Below are 17,696 nucleotides of genomic sequence, written 5' to 3' on the forward strand. Positions count from 1 at the left end.
ACAAAGTGATCCGCATCGTGAATCGTATGCGTCGGCGTGCAATCCAATGATCAGATTCTCGATCTCTGACGCGATTCTCGTTCTCGGCGTGCTGGTGCTCGGCGGTCTTGGTTTCGCTTGGTCCTACGCAAGCGACGGCATCTACACCGACGAGCTTCGCGCGATCGCCGTGCGCGAGACGAGCCGTCCCGCGATCGATCGCGCCGTGTTCGGCGCGTGGCGCGTGACATGCGAAGCGGAGGTGTGCCGCGCGGAAACCGCCGTGGAAGAGCCGAGCGGCGCGGCGACGATGATCGTCCAGGTCGCCGTCAACGGCGAGCGGCGCGGCGTGTTGATTTCGATCGCGGTGCCGATCGGCATCGACATCGCGCCGGGCGTGCTGCTGCGCACGTCGACCGCCGTCGAGGCGGCGGCGGCGATCCTCGAATGCGCGCCGGCCGGATGCGTCGCGCGCTTCTTCCCCGAAACCTTTCTGATGACGGCTTTGCGCCAGTCCGACGCGCTGACGATCCGCTATCGCCGCGCTTCCGGCGGGCTCGGGCTCGATCCGGTGCCCGACGCGCTGGTCAGTCTCCACGTTCCCATGGCCGGTTTCGTCCAAGCGATCGCGGCGCTGTGATGAAGGCGCGCCCGGCCGTCGATGTCGCGTTGGCACTGGCGGCGTTCGTCGCGGTCGGCGGGCACACGCATCAAACTTTCGATCTCAACGTCGTCCAATGGAGCGGCGCGGCATTGCTTCTGATCGCCGCGCTCGCCGCATCGAGCCGATCGAGGGGCGCGGGGATCTCGCGCGCGGATTTACCTCTCTGGATGTTAATCGGATACGCGGCGATTTCCCTCTTCTGGTCGCCGGTGCCGCACGTCGGCGCGGCCTTCGTGGTCAAGGCCGCTTTCGTCGGCGGCTTGATTTGGAGTTTGCGCCTGGTCTTCGAAGCGGGCCGGGAAACCCCGATCTTGATCGGCATCGCCGGCGCTGTGTTGCAGACGTTGCTGCTGAACTATTTTCCGCCGACGGCGATCACGATCGGCGGATTTGGCAATCCCAATTTCGTCGTCGAGATGATGGCGATGGTGCTACCGTGGATCGCGGGTTTTGCCTTGCGTCGCGGTCGAAGCGTGGGCGGGTTCGCGCTGTGGGGATTGTTTTGCATCGCGCTGTGGTTCGCGATCGTCGACACGCCGAGCAAAGTGCCGATCCTGGTACTCGGTGGGTTGGGCGTTCTAGCGGTCCCGTTCGCGTTGTTGCGCTTGGGCAAGGTCGGAGTCGCCGTTGGCATCGCGGCGTTGACGGCGGTCGCGTGGGCGGCGTCGTTGCGCGGTTTGGCGTCGTTCACGCGCTCGCTGGGCGAACGCGGCGAGATCTTCCTCAACACCTTGGCGATCGCGCGCGACACCTTTCCGTGGGGCGGCGGCGCGGGATCGTTCGGCGCGCTTTATCCGCTCTATCAGGAACGCCACCTCGCCAATCTGCCCGAACATTATTTAATTCTACGCCGCGTCCTGATCGGCGCTGCGCACAACGATTTTTTGCAGGCGGTGGTCGACTATGGCGCGCCGGCGATCGTCGCGCTTTTCGCGGCCGCCGCATTGGCGGCTGCGGCGTTCGTCGCGAAGCGGTCGGCATGGCGTGGGCCGGCGTTGGTGTCACTCGCGGCCGGGGCTCTGGCGAGCCTCGTCGGTTTTCCGTTTCAGAATCCCGCGACCCTCGTTCTCGCCGCCCTCGCCGTCGCAGGATTGACCGCGCGGACCGAGCCGAACGCGTGCGTCGCCGCAGGACCTGGATTCGCGGTCGCGCGGTGGGTGGCGGGCTGTGGCGCAGCGGTCTTCTTCGCTATCTCGGTCTTTAATTTCATGGCGTATTACGATCTGCGGCGTATGGTGATGATGCGCCATCCCGCGCCGGACAGCGCCTACGCGGCTCATGCGCGCGCCAACCGTCTGGCGCCCTGGGATCCGTTCATCGGCCAGACGCTGTTCGTTACCTATATGTCTTGGGCGACGGCAATCGACCGCCGCTATTCGGACTATCCCAACGATCGCGTGTCCCGTCTCGCAGATCCGCTGGCGACGGGTCCCGACAATGCGACGATCTACGCGTTGTCGCGCCGCTACGCGCCAAACAACTTCAATCTCGGCTACGGACGACTGCAGTATCTATTGAATGCGCGTCTACATCGGACGCACGCGGCGGAAATCGACGCTATTCTCGCCGAAATCCGCCGCTCGGTTCCGCATCTACCGGAAACGATCGTTCTGTCCGCCTACGCGGCGGGCCTGCGCAACGACCCGGATGCGATGGCGGTCGTGGCACGCGACGCGGCGCTTCCCGGCGTGCGCTGGCGACCGGAGATGCGCGCGGCGTACGAAGCACTCGCAGCAGCCCACGCCAGGATCGAGAGTTCCGGCAATCCCGGCGCCTACGACATTGTCATCCATTTGGAATGGTAAATTGATCGATCGGCGCGCCCCGCGCGACCGCGCTCAATAATGCCGCGATACGATCGTAAACGTCCCGCCAATCGCGATGTCGCGTCTGGCGCAACAGGCGGACGGATCCGTACCAATGCGTCGTTTCGCCCGTCATCGACCAGCGCCAATCCGGAACAATCGGCAGGATAAGCCGCGCCGGACGGCCGAGGGCGCCGGCGAGATGCGCGACGCTGGTATCGACGGTAACGACGAGATCGACCAGTTCGCACAATGCGGCCGTATCCGCGAAATCGTCGATTTTGGCGGCGAAGTCGCGGATGTTCAATGCTTGGCCGAGAAATGCCCGATCGACCTCGCGCACTTCCTTCTGTAACGAGATATAATCGATGCCGTCGGACAACACCGTCGTCAACGTCGCCAAGCGATGGCTGCGATTGGCGTCGTCGGGATGGTCGGTGCTTCCCGACCAGACGAGACCGACGCGCGGCCGAATTTTCGGGCCCAGAATGCGCGACCACTTCGCGACGAAAACCGGGTCGGCGCGCAAATAGCCGTCGCGCGCGGGCACGGCGTCGATCCCTTTCCAGAACATGCGGCCGAGATCGAAGATGGAGACGACATAGTCGAACCGTTCGGCGTTCGCGAGTTCCGCCGTCAACAGCTCCACGCCTTCGATCTGCTCGAACAGCGAGACCAAAGCCTTCTGCACCAGCAACGTGACCCGTGCGCCGGTCGCCGCAAGGTCCCGGATGTAGCGGACAAATTGTATCGAGTCCCCGAGCCCCTGCTCGCACGTCACCAACACGGATCGGGCGGCCGCATCCCGCAGATTCGCGGGCGGGCGTGGGCGCAAGGCGCCGACGCCGACCTTGCGCTGCAGACGCAGCGTCCGCCAGCGCCAATCATATTCCGGCCAACCACCTTCGTAGTCGCCGCGCAACATCCGGATGACGCCGAGATTGACGTGCGCCAAGGCGTATTCCGGATCCGCATCGATCGCGTTCTCGTTGCACGTCGCCGCCTCGTCGAAGCGGCCGAGCGCGAACAGCGCGTTCCCTTTGGACGTATGCGCGGCGGCGGATCGCGGATTGATCTTCAGCGCGACGTCGAAGCTTCGCAAAGCCGCGTCGGTGTCGCCGACGCCGTGCAGCGCCGCTCCGAGATTGATATGCGGCTCTTCGCGCTGCGGGCCGAGTTCGATCGCGCGACGGCAATGGGCGACGGCCGCGTCGTAGCGCCGCAGCTGGCAATAGGCGTGGCCGAGATTGCTGTGAAGGTCGGCGTGATCGGGCCGCAAGCGCAACGCTTCTTCATAGAGGACGGCCCCGTGTTCGGAATAACCTGCTTCCGTCAGAAGATTCGCCAACTCGAACTTCGCGTCGAAACTGTCGGGATGCGCCGCCAACGCCGCGCGGAATGCCGTTTCCGCGGCGACGGCGTCGCCGGCCCGGCGCGCAGCGCGCCCCATCTCGATTTTAATGGTGGCAAGATTTTCGATGGCGCTGCGTGCCGCCGGATCGATCGCGAGCGCACGCTCGAAACAAGTTTGGGCGGCGTCCAAACGCCCGGCGAGAAAATGCGTGCCGCCGAGATTGAGTTGGGCGTCGAAATGTCCCGGGCGAAGCGTCGCGGCGCGCGCGAAATACCCGTGCGCTTCGTCGCCTTTGCCGAGCTGCAAAGCGGTGTTTCCAGCTTGAAAGGCCAGGTCCGCGTCGCCGGGGTCGATCGCCAGCGCGTCGGTCAGAATACGCAAAGCGTCTTCGGGCCGACCCAACGCCAATGCCGCATTGGCGCGATTGCGCAACAGAAACGTCGAACGCGGAAAAATCGTCAGCGCGCGGTCTAGAAACGCCGCCGCTTCGTCGTTGCGTCCGCGGGCGACGGCAAGAGACGCGAGATTGTTCAACGCGTCCGCGACATGATCGCCGTCCGAGACGGCACGCATATAATGCGCCGCCGCCGCCTCGAGCAGCCCCGCTTGATGCGCGGCAAGTCCGGATTCGAAAGGCGACACTTGGCGCGTTGGTTTTTCGTCGGTCACCGCACCGGCCGTTTCGCATGCAATGGCGTGCGCCTTTCCAAATCGCATGACTTCGCGAATTGGGCGTTTCGGTGACGGAACCGTTTGATTCCGTACTTGGTGCCTTCGCGATCGCCTAATTTGCAATGCCAAAAGCCGGCATATCGGCCGATCCGCTTCGACATCATGGATCCCCCAGCGTTTCCAAATTCGCGTCGACGATGCGGCGCGCAAGTTCGGGCTCGAACCCGGCGCGCGCCAGGGCCGCGATATCGCGCATGCGGCGCGCTTCGCGCTTGGCCGGATCGCCATAGGCGCCCAAGCGCTTCTTCTTCGCCCAGCGGATCGCGCGCGCGCGATCGGTGTCGCCTGTTTCGTCCACGGCATCGAGGGCGTGGCCGATTTCGTCCCGGCCGACGCCTTTGATTTGCAGCCGCTGGGCGATGCGCCCGCGCGCGAGGCCGCGTCTTGCGAGGCTTGCGGCCAAAGCTTCGGCGTAGAGCTTGTCGTTGAGCAGGCCTTTGGCGGCGAGCTTTTCAAGCACTTTTTCGACCGCCGCCGCGCCCGCGTCGCGCTCGACGATGCCCGCGCGCGCCGCGCGTTCGACTTTGCGCATCAACACACGGCGCACGCCTTCGCGGCTGGCAGCGTAGCGCTCGAGATAGGCAAGCGCGCCTTTCTCCAGGCGTTCTTGCGTCGGTGGTTTGGGGATTTTGCGCATGGCAGACCGCTCTCCGGAACCTATACAAACTTACGCATTTTTTTCATGCGGCATGTCTGTTGTCCGATTCCTGCTTCATCGAGGCTCGTTTCACGCGCGGCTTGCGCCGTGCGCCAGAGCGATCCTCTCCACAGGCTGTCACCGCGAAGCTCGCGGCCAGTTTCTCCAAATTCCGGGCCGCATTGACGTCCCGGTTCGCTTCGTATCCGCAGCTCTCGCAGCTATAGACGCGTTGCGAGAGTTCCAGTTCGGCTTTCACCGAGCCGCAGCAAGAACAGGTCTTGCTCGAAGGGTAAAATCTGGCGGCGACGACGATCGTCGCACCGCGCAGGCGTGCCTTGTACTCGAGCTGCCTCCGAAACTCGAAGAATGACGCGTCCATGATCGACCTGGCAAGATACCGGTTGCGAGTCATGCCGCGCACGTTCAAATCCTCGATTCCGATGCGTCGATACGTCGCGACAAGTCGCGTCGTGAGCTTGTGTAGCGCATCCTTCCGGATATTCCCGATCCGCGCGTGTAAACGCGCGAGACGCCGCTTCGCCTTGAGCGCGTTGCACGAACCACGTTTCTTGCGTGCCAAGGCTTTGTTCGCCCGCCGGAGATGGCCGAGTAGATTTTTGTGCGGTTTCGGCCCCTCGATTTTGGTCCCGTCACTCAACGCTGCAAGATTCGTCACGCCTAGATCGAGGCCAATAGCCGCGATCGGTTGGACTATCGCGGGCACGTCCGGCGCCTCGAACAGGATCGAAGCGAACCATCGGTCCGCCGTTCTCGAGACGGTAACGCGTTTGGCGACACCTTCGAAGCGCGGAGTCTCGCGCGTACGCACCCAGCCGATGACAGGGAGCTTTATCCGCTTGCCGTCGATGCGGAACGTCCCAACCTCGTTCGCAGCACAGAAGCTGTCGCTGACGCCTTTTTTCTTGAACCGCGGATAGTGCCCACGTTTCTCGAAGAACGACCGAAACGCCGTACCGAGGTCAATAATCGCCTCCTGGGCGGCACATTTGGTGACGTCGAACATCCATGGAAACGTGGCGCGTTTCACTTCGTTGAGCCGCCGGCGCAGCAGTGCGTCCGTCGGCTGCGGCGAACTCGGGTCGGATTTGCGCGCCTCATACATGCGCCGCCATTCGCCAAGCGACCAGTTATAGGCGAAGCGAGCCGTGCCAGCTCCTTTGGCAAAATAGGTCCGTTGCTTGTTCGTCGGATCGAGTGCGATACGATGAGCGATCAGCATCAAGCCTCCTCGACGACTTTCTTGATGCCATCGATGATCAACTTGTTCTTACGCGAACGGCTGCCGTAGAGCCTCGCGCTGAAGACGGTAATGATCTCCAAGACGTCTTTCGCGAGATCTTCCTCGAAAGTTGCGTCCTCGCCTCGATTCAAGATAACGACTTCAATGTTCCGCGCTTCGCACAGCGCGAAGATAAGCTCAGCGCCAAAACGCAGCAGACGATCTTTGTGCGTCAAGACGAGACGCCCGACGCTCTCGTCGAGAATGCCGTCGATGAGTCGCTTCAGCCCCCTCTTTCGATAGTTCATGCCCGAGCCGAGATCGGCGACAATTTCGTAAGTCCAACCTGCTGCCGCGCAATACATCTCGAGGACTTTCTTTTGCCTTTCAAGATCCTCTTTCTGGTCGAGTGATGAGACGCGCGCGTAAGCGACAGTCTTGCGATCGGCGACGGCCTCCGCCCGAAAAAGATCGGGACGCAGCTTCGCTAGATCGTAACGACGACGACCGCCGGCCGTCTTCTCCGTCGGTACGGCCTTGCCTTCGCGTTCCCAGCGACGAAGCGTCTGCGGCGAGACGCCAAGGGCTTTGGCAGCCTCTGCGATGGAGACGAACCTGCTCATGATGGCAATATATGCGCAAATATGCGCAATTCAAGTATCAATTTTTGAAACTCTGTTTGAATTAGGGCTTTACGGATCGGAAGAGGGGTAGCGCGCGCCTCGCGTCCCGGCCTATTTTCCGCGCCCCGATGACCGAACCTCGCCCCATTCCGCCCGCCCCCCGCGCCTATGGCGCCGTCAATTGGCTGGGCCTGAAAACGCTCGCCTGGCGCGAGATCCGCCGCTTCATCAAGGTGCATACCCAGACGATCTGGGCGCCCGTGATCACCACGCTGCTGTTCCTGGCGGTGTTCGCGCTCGCCTTGGGCGGGGCGGTTCAGGAAAAGGGCGGCGTGCCCTTCGTCGAATTTCTGGTGCCGGGCCTGATCATCATGGCGATGGCGCAAAACGCCTTCGCGAATACCAGCTCGTCGATCATCATTTCGAAGGTCCAAGGCAATATCGTCGACACGCTGATGCCGCCCTTGTCGCCGATCGAATTGGTCGTCGGCTTCGCGGCCGGCGGCATCGTGCGCGGCATGGTGGTCGGCGGCGTGGTCGCGATCTGCCTGATCCCGTTAGTGACGATCCATGTGTCGTCGCCGTTCTGGATCGTGTTTCACGGGCTGATGGCGTCGACGATGCTGGCCCTGCTGGGTATCGCGGGCGGCGTGTGGTCGGAGAAATTCGACCATATCGCGGCGGTGACGAATTTCATCGTCACACCGCTTTCGTTCCTGTCGGGCACGTTCTACACGATCGACCGCCTGCCCGAGGCGTGGCGCATAGCCGCGCATTTCAACCCGTTTTTCTACATGATCGACGGGTTCCGCTACGGCTTCATCGGCCATACCGACACGAACCCGCTGCTGGGGGCCGCCGTCATGCTCGGCGTGAACGCGGCGCTGGCATTGTTGTGCTGGCGGATGTTCGCGCGCGGGTACAAGCTGCGCGCGTGATGCGCGCGGCCACACTCGACGAATTGCCGCAATGGCTGCGCGACCTGCATGCGTTGTGGGTCGCGAAAAAGGGCGCTGCGGCGTTCCCGTCGCGCGCGGCCTTCGTCGTCGAAGATTTCATGCCCTGGATCGGCCGGCTGCATCTGGTCGAGGTGCTGCCCGGCGGCGATTTCCGCTTCGTCATCTACGGGGCCAGCACCAACGTGCAGATGCGCCGCGAGTATTCGGGCCTGAAATTGTCCGAAATCGCCGAGCCGGTCGCCCGGCTATGGGAAGCCGGCTATCGCGACGCGGTCGCCCGGCGCCGGCCGCTTTTCCTGCACCATCCGCTGGCCCAATACGCCGAGCGCGACGGCAAAACCCAAATGTGGCGTACCATCCTGCCGATGGCCGAGAACGGCGAAATCACCCATTTGCTGGTCGGGTTTCAGGTCATCGCCGAGGACGGGCGGTATCTATAAACCGCGTTTAAGCGGCTGCTCCGGCTAATTCTCGCGCGCGGATACAAACCACGCGCCTGACACAGTCAGGGTATTCATCGACTGCATCGATTGCCCAAAAATAGACTTAACGCGTTGTCCTGGAACAAATATCCGGCGATTTTCCGAGTCCGCCGTATTTGACAAGCCCGGCACCCCCTTGGATACTGGGTGTTTCCGGTGCTTTCAGCCATTCCCGCACCGATAATCCGTTATGGAGGAAGGAGTTCCGTTGTGACCGCCGCTTTTCCCGCCGTGATGCCGACCTATGCGCGCGCCGAAATCGGCTTCGAGCGCGGCGAAGGCCCGTATCTGTGGGGAACCGACGGCCGACGTTACTTGGACTTCACCTGCGGCATCGCGGTCACGGCCTTGGGTCATGCGCATCCGCACCTCATCAAAGAGGTGACGGCGCAGATGAACAAGGTTTGGCACACGTCGAACGTTTTCCCGATCGCGCAGCAGGAAAAACTCGCCGAGCGCCTGGTCGCCGCGACTTTCGCCGACACGGTGTTCTTCGGCAATTCCGGCGCCGAGGCGAACGAATGCGGCATCAAGGTCGTGCGCAAATATCACGCGCATCACGGCCACCCGGAACGCTATCGCATCATCACCTTCGAAGGCGCCTTCCATGGCCGCACGCTCGCCACGTTGGCGGCGGGCGGGCAGAAGAAATATCTCGAAGGCTTCGGCCCCGTCGTGCCGGGCTTCGATCAAGTCGCGTTCGGCGATCTTAAGCTCGTCGAAGCGGCGATCGGCCCCGAAACCGCCGGCATTCTGATCGAGCCGGTGCAGGGCGAAGGCGGCGTGCGCGTCGTGCCGAACGAATTCCTGCAAGGCTTGCGCGATCTTTGCGACAAGCACGGTTTGCTGCTGTTCTTCGACGAAATCCAAACCGGCATGGGCCGTTCGGGCAAGCTGTTCGCCTATGAATGGACCGGTGTGGCGCCCGACGTGATGACGGTCGCGAAGGCGCTGGGCAACGGCTTCCCCGTGGGTGCATGCCTTGCCACCGCCAAGGCGGCGGTCGGCATGGTCGCGGGCACGCATGGCTCGACCTATGGCGGCAATCCGCTCGCCACGGCCGCGGGTAACGCCGTGCTCGATGTGATGCTCGAACCCGGCTTCTTCGATCACGTCGAAAAACTCGCTTCGCATATGAAGCAGCAGCTGCACGGCCTCGTGCAGCGCCATCCCGATATTTTCGAGGATGCGCGCGGGCTTGGCCTGCTGCTCGGCCTCAAATGCAAAGTGCCGAATACCGATGTGGTGAAGGCGCTGCGCAAGGAAGGTCTGCTGACCGTCGCGGCGGGCGACAATGTCGTGCGCGTGCTGGCGCCGCTGATCGCGGAAGCCAAGCATGTCAGCGAAGCGATCGACGCGATCGATAAAGGTTGTGCGGCGTTGCGCGCCGAACTGCCCGCGCGCAAAGCCGGTTGAGGATTTCCACGATGGCCAAGACTCCCAAGCATTTCCTGGATCTCGACGCGTTGGAATCGGGCACGTTGCGCTCGATCCTCGATCTCGGCGCCAAGTACAAGGCCCAGCGCATCGCCGGCAATCCGGAACGTCCGCTCGCCGGCAAGACGCTGGCGATGGTGTTCGAGAAGCCGTCGACGCGCACGCGGGTCTCGTTCGAAGTGGGTATCCGTCAGCTCGGCGGCGAGGCGGTGATCCTGACGCATCACGACACGCAGCTCGGCCGCGGCGAGACGATCGCCGACACGGCGCGCGTGTTGTCGCGCTATTGCGACGCGATCATGCTGCGCACCAACAAGACCGCGCATCTCGACGAAATGGTCCGTCACGCCTCGGTGCCCGTGATCAACGGCCTGACCGAGCGTTCGCATCCCTGCCAGGTGATGGCCGACGTGATGACCTTCGAAGAAGCGAAGGGCAATATCGCCGGCAAGGTCGTCGCGTGGACGGGCGACGGCAACAACGTCGCGGCGTCTTGGATTCACGCGGCGCAGCGTTTCGCGTTCGAACTGCGCCTCGCCTGCCCCGAACCCTTGCGCCCGTCGACCGATGTGCTGGCGTGGGCGAAACGGGAAGGCGCGCGCATTCAGCTTCTGACCGATCCCGAAGCCGCCGTGCGCGGGGCCGATGCCGTCGTCACCGATACCTGGGTGTCGATGGATCAGGAAGGCAACGCGCGCGAGCGCGAGAACCGCGAGAAGCGCCACAACATGCTCGTCCCCTATCGCGTGGACGAACGCTTGATGGGCCTCGCTAAGCCGGATGCGATGTTCCTGCATTGCCTGCCCGCCCATCGCGGCGAGGAAGTGACCGAAGGCGTGATCGACGGGCCGCAATCGGCCGTGTGGGACGAGGCGGAAAATCGCCTCCACGCGCAAAAAGGCATCCTCGCCTGGTGCATGGCGTGATTTGGGGCTTGGCGTGAACCGGGCCGGTATTCCCGAAGACGACGTCGTCCTGCCGTTTCAGATCGAGTCCTCGGCCCTGCGCGGCCGGGCGGTGCGTTTGGGCGCCGCGTTGGACACGATCCTGCACCGGCATGCCTATCCGCGCGCGGTCGGCGAAGCGCTGGCCGAAGCCTTGGCGATTTCGGCGTTGCTCGCCGCGACGCTGAAATTCGACGGCGTGTTCACGCTGCAAACCAAGGGCGACGGGCCGGTGCGCATGCTTGTTGCCGACGTGACCTCGGCCGGACATCTGCGCGGCTACGCGCAATTCGATAAAGATGCCGTCGCCGCGTTGGGGCCGGGCCCGCATTCGGTGCCCAAGCTGTTCGGCGCGGGGTATCTTGCCTTCACGGTCGATCAGGGCGACGCGGCCGAACGCTATCAAGGCATCGTCGAGCTCGACGGCACGACCTTGGCCGAATGCGCGCATCATTATTTCCGCCAGTCGGAGCAGTTCGAAGCCGGGATCAAGGTCGCGGTCGCCGCCACGCCGAAGCCCGGCGACGGCGCGGTGCTGAATTGGCGCGCGGGTGCGATGATGATCCAGCGCCTGCCGCCCGAAGATGCGCAAGGCTCGTCCGAAGGTCAGGACAGGGCGATCGACGCCGCCAAGCGCGAGGCCGAGGAAGAAGGCTGGCGGCGCGCGATGATCCTGATGGGATCGTCCACGCAAGCGGAACTCGTCGATCCCGAATTGCCGCCCTGGAAGCTGATCGACCGGCTGTATCTCGCCGAAGGGGTCGCGATCTATCGCCCGCTGGTGTTGACCCATCAATGTCGGTGCAGCCCCGAACGCATGCGCGGCGCGCTACGGGCCATCTCGCGCGAAGAGGTGGAAACTTTGCGGGATCCCGACGGAGCGGTGCGCCTCACCTGCGAATTCTGCAACACCACGCACGCCTTCTCGGATCTCGACGCCGTCTACGCAGAGTCCTGATTTCGCCATGATTCCGGGCGAGGCTTACGCCCACAAACACAAGTTCGGAGATTTTCCCATGAAACCGGACCGCCGTATTTTCCTGAAAAAAGCCGCCGCCCTGCCGCTGCTGGCGTCGCCGTTCCTTGTCACGGCCTGCGCCGATGCGCCGCCGCTGCCCAGCTTCCCGCCCATCAGCTTCGCCCCGCGCGGCACGTTCCGCTTCGACGCGACGCGCCTGGAAGTGGCGATGGAATACCAGCCGCCTTTCGCGCCCCCGAATGTCGAGCATCTGTTCGCGCAAACGCCGGAATCGGCCTTGCGGCGCTGGGCGTCGGAGCGCGTCGCCGTGTCGGGGACGGGCGAGCGTTTCGTGCGCTTCGTCATCATGGATGCGCGCGTGACCGAAACCAATCTGCCCAAGCCCACCGGCATTCGCGCGACCTTCACCAACGAAGTGGCGCAGCAATATGACGGGCGTATCGAAGTGGCCGTCGAAGTGCGCCAGCAACGCGCCAATTATCGCGACGGTATCGCGGCGGCGATCGCCGTGCGCCAGCGCTCGGTGCTGGAGAACATCTCGCTGAATGACCGCGAGCGCGTCTGGTACGACCTGACCTTCGAGATGATGCGCGATATCGACAACGAGTTGGATCGCCAGATCAACGCCAACCTGACGCGCTTCCTGGCGTAACGCTCAGCGCGAAGACGTCGCGGGCGCTTGCGTTTCGCCCGCGACGGCGCGCGCGCGCGGTTCGTTGGCGATGGCGCGCGCGAGCAAACGGGCGAGGCAATAATAGGCCGCGTCGGTCATATGCAGGCCGTCCTCGCGGATCAGCTCGTCCTGCTTGAACGCGCCCGACGCCATCCAATGCGTCATCACGCGAAAACGCGGAAAGATCGGCGCGTGATATTTGCGCGCGAGCTCGGTCAACGCTTCGGTGTATTCGCGCCGGTGCGGCGCGTTCACGTAGCGCGGCGCGTTTTGCGGGCCCATCAGCATCACGTCGATGCCGCGCGCGCGCGCCAGCTCGATGCCGCGGCTCATCTTCTCGGTGACGCCCGATAGCGGCAGGCCCTTGATTGCCGCGTTGACGCCCGCCTGCCAGATCACGAGATCGGGCTCCGGCGCGAGCACGTCGCGCTCGAAGCGCGCCATCATCTGGTCCGCATCCTCGCCGCTGATGCCCTTGTTCAGCACCGTGATTTCCATATGCGGCAACAGCGCGTGCAGCTCGGTTTCGAGCCGGGCGGGATAGGCATGGGCGGGCGTGGTCGCACCGATGCCCTCGGTCGAGGACGAGCCAAGCGCCACGATGGTGAGTTGCTTGCCTTCCGCCAGGCGTTGCGCGACCTGGGGCATGGGCGCCTTCAGCGCCAACAGATCGGCCGGGGCTTCGCAGCGCGCGGCGACCGCCTCGACCTTGCCGCGCATCGACGGCACGGCGGCCTGCTTTTCTGCCGCCCCGGCGGGCGCGGCGAGCAGCATCAAAACAGCGGAAATCCGGACTCCAAGGCGCGGCATATCGACGCGATTGTATGCGCGGACGCGGTTTTTCGTCGAGTCCGGCGGATTAGGCGGCGCGGGCCAGGACTCGCTCGACCAGCCTTGCCCAATACGACGCCCCCACCGGCAGCGCCTCGTCGTTGAAGTCGTAGCGCGGATTGTGGAGTGAGGCGGATTGTCCATTGCCCATAAAGACATAGGCCCCGGGCCGGGCTTCCAACATATAGGCGAAATCCTCCGCCCCCATGGTCGCCGCGCCGTCGGTCGCGACGTTTTCCGCCCCCACGACCTCGGCCATGGCCCCGGCCGCAACCTCGACATGCGTCGCGTCGTTGACCAGCGGCGGGTACTTCCGGCGGTAATCAAGCGTCGCTTCGCAGCCCATCGCGGCGGCGATGCCGGCCGCCACCCGGCGCATCGCGGGCTCCAGCGAATCGCGGACCTTGGGCTCGAACGCCCGCGTCGTGCCGCGCAGCACGCATTCGTTGGGGATAACGTTATAGGCGTCGCCCGCATGGATCTGCGTGACCGAGATCACGGCGGCGTCGAGGGGGTTGGTCTCGCGGCTGACGATGGTTTGCAGCGCCGACACGATCTGGCAGGCGCAGGTGACGGGGTCGACGCCGCGATGGGGCATGGCGCCGTGCGTGCCCATGCCGCGCACCAGGATTTCGAAATTGTCGGCCGAGGCCATCATCGGCCCGGGCCGGACCGAGAATTTGCCGACCTCGAGCTGCGGCCAATTATGCAGCCCGTAGACCGCTTCGACCGGGAATTTCTCGAACAGACCTTCCTCGACCATCACGCGCCCGCCGGCTTCGTTTTCCTCCGCCGGCTGGAAGATGAAATGGATCGTGCCGTCGAAATTCTTGGTTTCGGCAAGATACTTCGCCGCCCCCAGCAGCATCGTCGTATGGCCGTCATGGCCGCAGGCGTGCATCCGGCCCGCGTTCAGCGAGCGATGGCCGAACTCGTTCGCCTCGGGCATCGGCAGCGCGTCCATATCCGCGCGCAGGCCGATCGCGCGCGACGAGTTGCCCGCTTTCAGCGTGCCGACCACGCCGGTTTTGGCGAGACCGCGATGGACGGCGAGGCCGAAACTCGCCAGCTTGTCCGCCACGACCTGCGAGGTGCGGTTTTCCTGAAACGCGATTTCGGGATTGGCGTGCAGATCCCGGCGCCAGGCGCGCATTTCGTCGTGGAAGGCGGCGATACGGTTGACGATCGGCATTGCATGCTCCCCGGCTGGACGCGCTAGATTAGCGGCTGAAAAATGGAACCGCATCCGAATTGCGCGCGAACCGGGGATACGCCATGACCGCCGAAGATTTCGGGACCTACGATTACATCGTCGTGGGGGCGGGCTCGGCGGGTTGCGTGCTCGCCAACCGTTTGTCGGCCGATCCCAAAAATCGCGTTCTGCTGCTCGAAGCGGGCGGCCAGGACGATTACATCTGGATCCATATTCCGATCGGCTATCTCTACACCCACGGCAACAAGCGCGTGGATTGGTGTTTCAAAACCGAAGCCGAAGCGGGGCTGGGCAACCGGGCGCTCAACTATCCGCGCGGCAAGGTGCTGGGCGGCTGCACCGCGATCAACGGCATGCTGTATGTGCGCGGCCAAGCCGCCGATTACGACCATTGGCGCCAGCTCGGCAATCCCGGCTGGGGCTGGGGCGACGTGCTGCCGCATTTCATCCGCGCGGAGGACAATGCGCGCGGGGCCGACGCGCATCATGGGCGCGGCGGCGAATTTCGCGTGGAGGAGATGCGCCTGTCCTGGGACATCCTCGACGCGTTCCGCGACGCGGCCGAGCAAGCCGGCATTCCCAAGACCGACGATTTCAACCGCGGCGACAATGAAGGCTGCGGCTATTTCCAGGTGAACCAAAATCGCGGCGTGCGCTGGACGGCGGCGAAAGGATTCCTGCGTCCCGCGATGGGCCGCGCGAATTTGCGCATCGTCACGCACGCGCAAGCCACCGCGATCGAATTCGACGGGCGGCGTGCGACGGGCCTCGCCTTCCGTCACGGCGACAGACCGGCGCGCGCGTCGGCGCGCGAGATCGTGCTCGCCGCCGGGGCCATCGGGTCGCCGCATCTGTTGCAATTGTCCGGCATCGGCGCCCCCGAACATCTGCGCGGCATCGGTGTGGATGTGCGCCACGCGCTGACGGGCGTGGGAAGCAATTTGCAGGACCATCTGCAAATCCGCTGCGCTTATAAGGTTCACGGCGTGAAGACGCTGAACGAGCGCGCCAACTCCCTATTCGGCAAGATCGGCATGGGGCTGGAATACGCGATGTTCCGGCGCGGGCCGTTGACGATGGCGCCGTCGCAGCTCGGCGCCTTCGCGAAATCCGATCCCGCGCGCGCCACCGCCGATCTCGAATATCACGTGCAGCCTTTGACGCTCGACAAGTTCGGCGAGCCGTTGCACCCCTTCCCCGCCTTCACCGCGTCGGTCTGCCATTTGCGCCCGGCGAGCCGGGGCAGCGTGATGGCGAAATCCGCGGATCCTTTCGCGGCACCGTCGATCAAACCCAATTACCTGTCGGCCGAGGAAGACAGACTGGTCGCAGCCGAAGCGATCCGGCTGACGCGGCGCATCGTGGCGCAGCCCGCGTTGCAGAAATTCAAGCCCGAGGAATTCCGCCCGGGGCCGGAGATCGTCGATACGGCCGCGTTGGCCGAAGCGGCGGGGCGCATCGGCACGACGATCTTCCATCCCGTGGGGACGTGCAAAATGGGCGGCGACAACGATCCCGGCGCCGTGGTCGATGCGCGGTTGCGCGTGCGCGGGATCGACGGTTTGCGCGTCGCCGACGCGTCGATCATGCCGACGATCACGTCGGGCAATACGAACGCGCCCGCGTTGATGATCGGCGAAAAAGCCGCCGCGATGATGCTGGAAGACGCCCGCTGATTACTGGCCGGAGGCGATACGCTCGACTAGTTCCTTGACCGTCGGCACATAGCCGTTGGAGTAGAACGGGTCGCTGGCGAAGCGATAGGCGTTGTGGCCCGCGAACATCAGCTGGCTTTCGACGTCGGCGCCGTGGCTGATGTCCTGCAACGTCTTCTGGATGCAGAAGCTGCGCGGATCGGCCTTGTGGCCGGTGGTGCCTTGCTCGTTCTGCGCCCAGTTCGAGAACGCGCAGGCCGAGAGACACCCCATGCAATCGACCTGATCCTTCAGGATTTCGGCGGCCTTCGCAGGCGTCACGAAAATCAGCGTCGAATCGGGCGTGCGCAACGCTTCGGTATAGCCTTGGCGCACCCAATCTTCGGCATGCAGCTTGTCGCGCGCGGCGAGATAGACCGTGCGCCCGCGCGCGCCGATCGGGAAGGGAATATCGTGCTCGCCCACCACATGGGTCTGATAGGCGATCTGGCGCTGCGAGCGCGCTTCGAGTTCCAGCAGGAACGGATTCTTGACCGCCGAGGAATAGAAGCCGGTCGGCGAGAAACGATGCAGCAGCACGTCGCCGGGCTTCAGCGTCAGCAGGCGCTGCTTCCACGCGTCGGAGATCGGGCTTTCCTTGGTGAGCAGCGGCCGCGTGCCGAATTGGAAGGCGCAAGGACCGACATCGGGATTGCCGATGAAATCCTTCCATTCGTCGAGGCGCCACACGCCGCCCGCCATGACGATCGGCACGTTGTTGAGGCCGAATTCGTTCATCTGGCGGCGCAGCTCGATCACGCGCGGCAGCGGCGGCTCGGGCTTCTTCGGGTCTTCGGCGTTCGACAGACCGTTATGCCCGCCGGCGAGCCACGGATCTTCGTAGACCACGCCGCCGAGCAGCGTGCTGAATTTGTGATAGGCGCGCTTCCACAACGCGCGGAAGGCGCGCGCGGAGGAGATGATCGGATAATAGTAGACGTTGTGCTTGGCGCAGATCTCGGCGATGCGATAGGGCATGCCCGCGCCGCAGGTCACACCGTCGATCAGGCCCTTGGCCTGTTCGAGCACGGCTTCGAGGATCGGCTCGGCCGCCCCCATCTCCCACAGAATGTTGATATGGATGCGCGCTTTCGGCCCGCCGATTTCGCGCGCCACGCGCGCTTGATGCACGGCACCCTTGATCGCGTAGGCGATCAATTCGTCGTGACGCTCGCGCCGCGTTTTGCCGTGATAGATCTGGCGAACGACATTGCCGTTCGCGTCCGTGTGGTCCGCGTTGACGCCCGAAAACGTGCCCACGCCGCCGGCCTTCGCCCAAGACCCCGAGCTTTCGCCATTCGATACGGCGACACCTTTGCCGCCTTCGATCAGCGGCAGAACTTCACGACCCGAAATCATCAACGGCTGCAGCGAAAACACCGGCGAATCCCTGTGGTTGGCGGAGTTTAGGGGCTGATATATAGCCCGCCCCCGCCGGGGTCACCAC

The 17,696-nt window shown here is 64.1% G+C and carries 16 protein-coding genes; 9 read left to right on the plus strand and 7 right to left on the minus strand.

The genetic code is table 11. The features are described 5' to 3' along the window. Positions 1-46: 46 nt before the first annotated feature. Positions 47-619, plus strand: a complete 573-nt coding sequence (locus J0H39_02080) for an invasion associated locus B family protein (protein MBN9495516.1) — start codon at positions 47-49, stop codon at positions 617-619. Continuing rightward, entirely contained in the window at positions 619-2,448 is a 1,830-nt protein-coding gene (locus J0H39_02085) for a hypothetical protein (protein ID MBN9495517.1), read from the plus strand. The genes J0H39_02080 and J0H39_02085 overlap by 1 nt, the downstream gene beginning before the upstream one ends. Here the strand turns inward: J0H39_02085 and J0H39_02090 are convergent. The 4 genes from J0H39_02090 to J0H39_02105 all read right to left on the minus strand — a co-directional run bounded on the left by J0H39_02090 (position 2,429) and on the right by J0H39_02105 (position 7,037). Next, positions 2,429-4,471 carry a tetratricopeptide repeat protein gene (locus J0H39_02090; protein MBN9495518.1) on the minus strand — a complete coding sequence of 681 codons (2,043 nt, stop codon included), beginning with the start codon at positions 4,469-4,471 and terminating at the stop codon, positions 2,429-2,431. The two genes, J0H39_02085 and J0H39_02090, sit on opposite strands and share 20 nt — an antisense overlap. 163 nt (positions 4,472-4,634) lie before the next feature. Next, on the minus strand, positions 4,635-5,171 hold the full coding sequence (locus tag J0H39_02095) for a RecX family transcriptional regulator (protein ID MBN9495519.1): 537 nt from the start codon (positions 5,169-5,171) through the stop codon (positions 4,635-4,637). Positions 5,172-5,214: 43 nt separating this feature from the next. Beyond that, on the minus strand, positions 5,215-6,414 hold the full coding sequence (locus tag J0H39_02100) for a transposase (GenBank protein ID MBN9495520.1): 1,200 nt from the start codon (positions 6,412-6,414) through the stop codon (positions 5,215-5,217). After that, entirely contained in the window at positions 6,414-7,037 is a 624-nt protein-coding gene (locus J0H39_02105) for an IS607 family transposase (protein ID MBN9495521.1), read from the minus strand. The genes J0H39_02100 and J0H39_02105 overlap by 1 nt, the downstream gene beginning before the upstream one ends. A 128-nt stretch (positions 7,038-7,165) precedes the next feature. Here J0H39_02105 and J0H39_02110 point away from each other — a divergent pair, with 128 nt between their 5' ends. The 6 genes from J0H39_02110 to J0H39_02135 all read left to right on the plus strand — a co-directional run bounded on the left by J0H39_02110 (position 7,166) and on the right by J0H39_02135 (position 12,490). Continuing rightward, entirely contained in the window at positions 7,166-7,975 is an 810-nt protein-coding gene (locus J0H39_02110) for an ABC transporter permease (protein MBN9495522.1), read from the plus strand. Beyond that, entirely contained in the window at positions 7,975-8,436 is a 462-nt protein-coding gene (locus J0H39_02115; GenBank protein MBN9495523.1) for a hypothetical protein, read from the plus strand. Before J0H39_02110 ends, J0H39_02115 begins: the two co-directional genes overlap by 1 nt. 276 nt (positions 8,437-8,712) lie before the next feature. Further along, positions 8,713-9,894 carry an aspartate aminotransferase family protein gene (locus tag J0H39_02120; GenBank protein MBN9495524.1) on the plus strand — a complete coding sequence of 394 codons (1,182 nt, stop codon included), beginning with the start codon at positions 8,713-8,715 and terminating at the stop codon, positions 9,892-9,894. A gap of 11 nt (positions 9,895-9,905) precedes the next feature. Continuing rightward, on the plus strand, positions 9,906-10,841 hold the full coding sequence (argF, locus tag J0H39_02125) for an ornithine carbamoyltransferase (GenBank protein ID MBN9495525.1): 936 nt from the start codon (positions 9,906-9,908) through the stop codon (positions 10,839-10,841). A 13-nt stretch (positions 10,842-10,854) separates the two neighbouring features. After that, positions 10,855-11,817 (plus strand): Hsp33 family molecular chaperone HslO, encoded by a 963-nt coding sequence (locus J0H39_02130; protein MBN9495526.1) that lies wholly within the window; start codon positions 10,855-10,857, stop codon positions 11,815-11,817. Between the two features lie 58 nt (positions 11,818-11,875). Then, entirely contained in the window at positions 11,876-12,490 is a 615-nt protein-coding gene (locus J0H39_02135; GenBank protein ID MBN9495527.1) for a hypothetical protein, read from the plus strand. 3 nt (positions 12,491-12,493) lie between these two features. On the opposite strand, the gene J0H39_02140 is transcribed toward J0H39_02135, so the two are convergent. Next, positions 12,494-13,285, minus strand: a complete 792-nt coding sequence (locus tag J0H39_02140) for an SGNH/GDSL hydrolase family protein (protein MBN9495528.1) — start codon at positions 13,283-13,285, stop codon at positions 12,494-12,496. 85 nt (positions 13,286-13,370) lie between these two features. After that, positions 13,371-14,534 carry an amidohydrolase gene (locus tag J0H39_02145; protein MBN9495529.1) on the minus strand — a complete coding sequence of 388 codons (1,164 nt, stop codon included), beginning with the start codon at positions 14,532-14,534 and terminating at the stop codon, positions 13,371-13,373. Between the two features lie 83 nt (positions 14,535-14,617). On the opposite strand from J0H39_02145, the gene J0H39_02150 reads away from it, so the two are divergent. Further along, positions 14,618-16,231: a GMC family oxidoreductase N-terminal domain-containing protein gene (locus J0H39_02150; GenBank protein ID MBN9495530.1), complete on the plus strand. Its 1,614-nt coding sequence runs from the start codon at positions 14,618-14,620 to the stop codon at positions 16,229-16,231. On the opposite strand, the gene J0H39_02155 is transcribed toward J0H39_02150, so the two are convergent. Beyond that, positions 16,232-17,608 (minus strand): nitronate monooxygenase, encoded by a 1,377-nt coding sequence (locus J0H39_02155; GenBank protein MBN9495531.1) that lies wholly within the window; start codon positions 17,606-17,608, stop codon positions 16,232-16,234. Between the last annotated feature and the right edge of the window lie 88 nt (positions 17,609-17,696).

Source organism: Alphaproteobacteria bacterium, assembly GCA_017308135.1.
Classification (GTDB): Bacteria; Pseudomonadota; Alphaproteobacteria; order CACIAM-22H2; family CACIAM-22H2; genus Tagaea.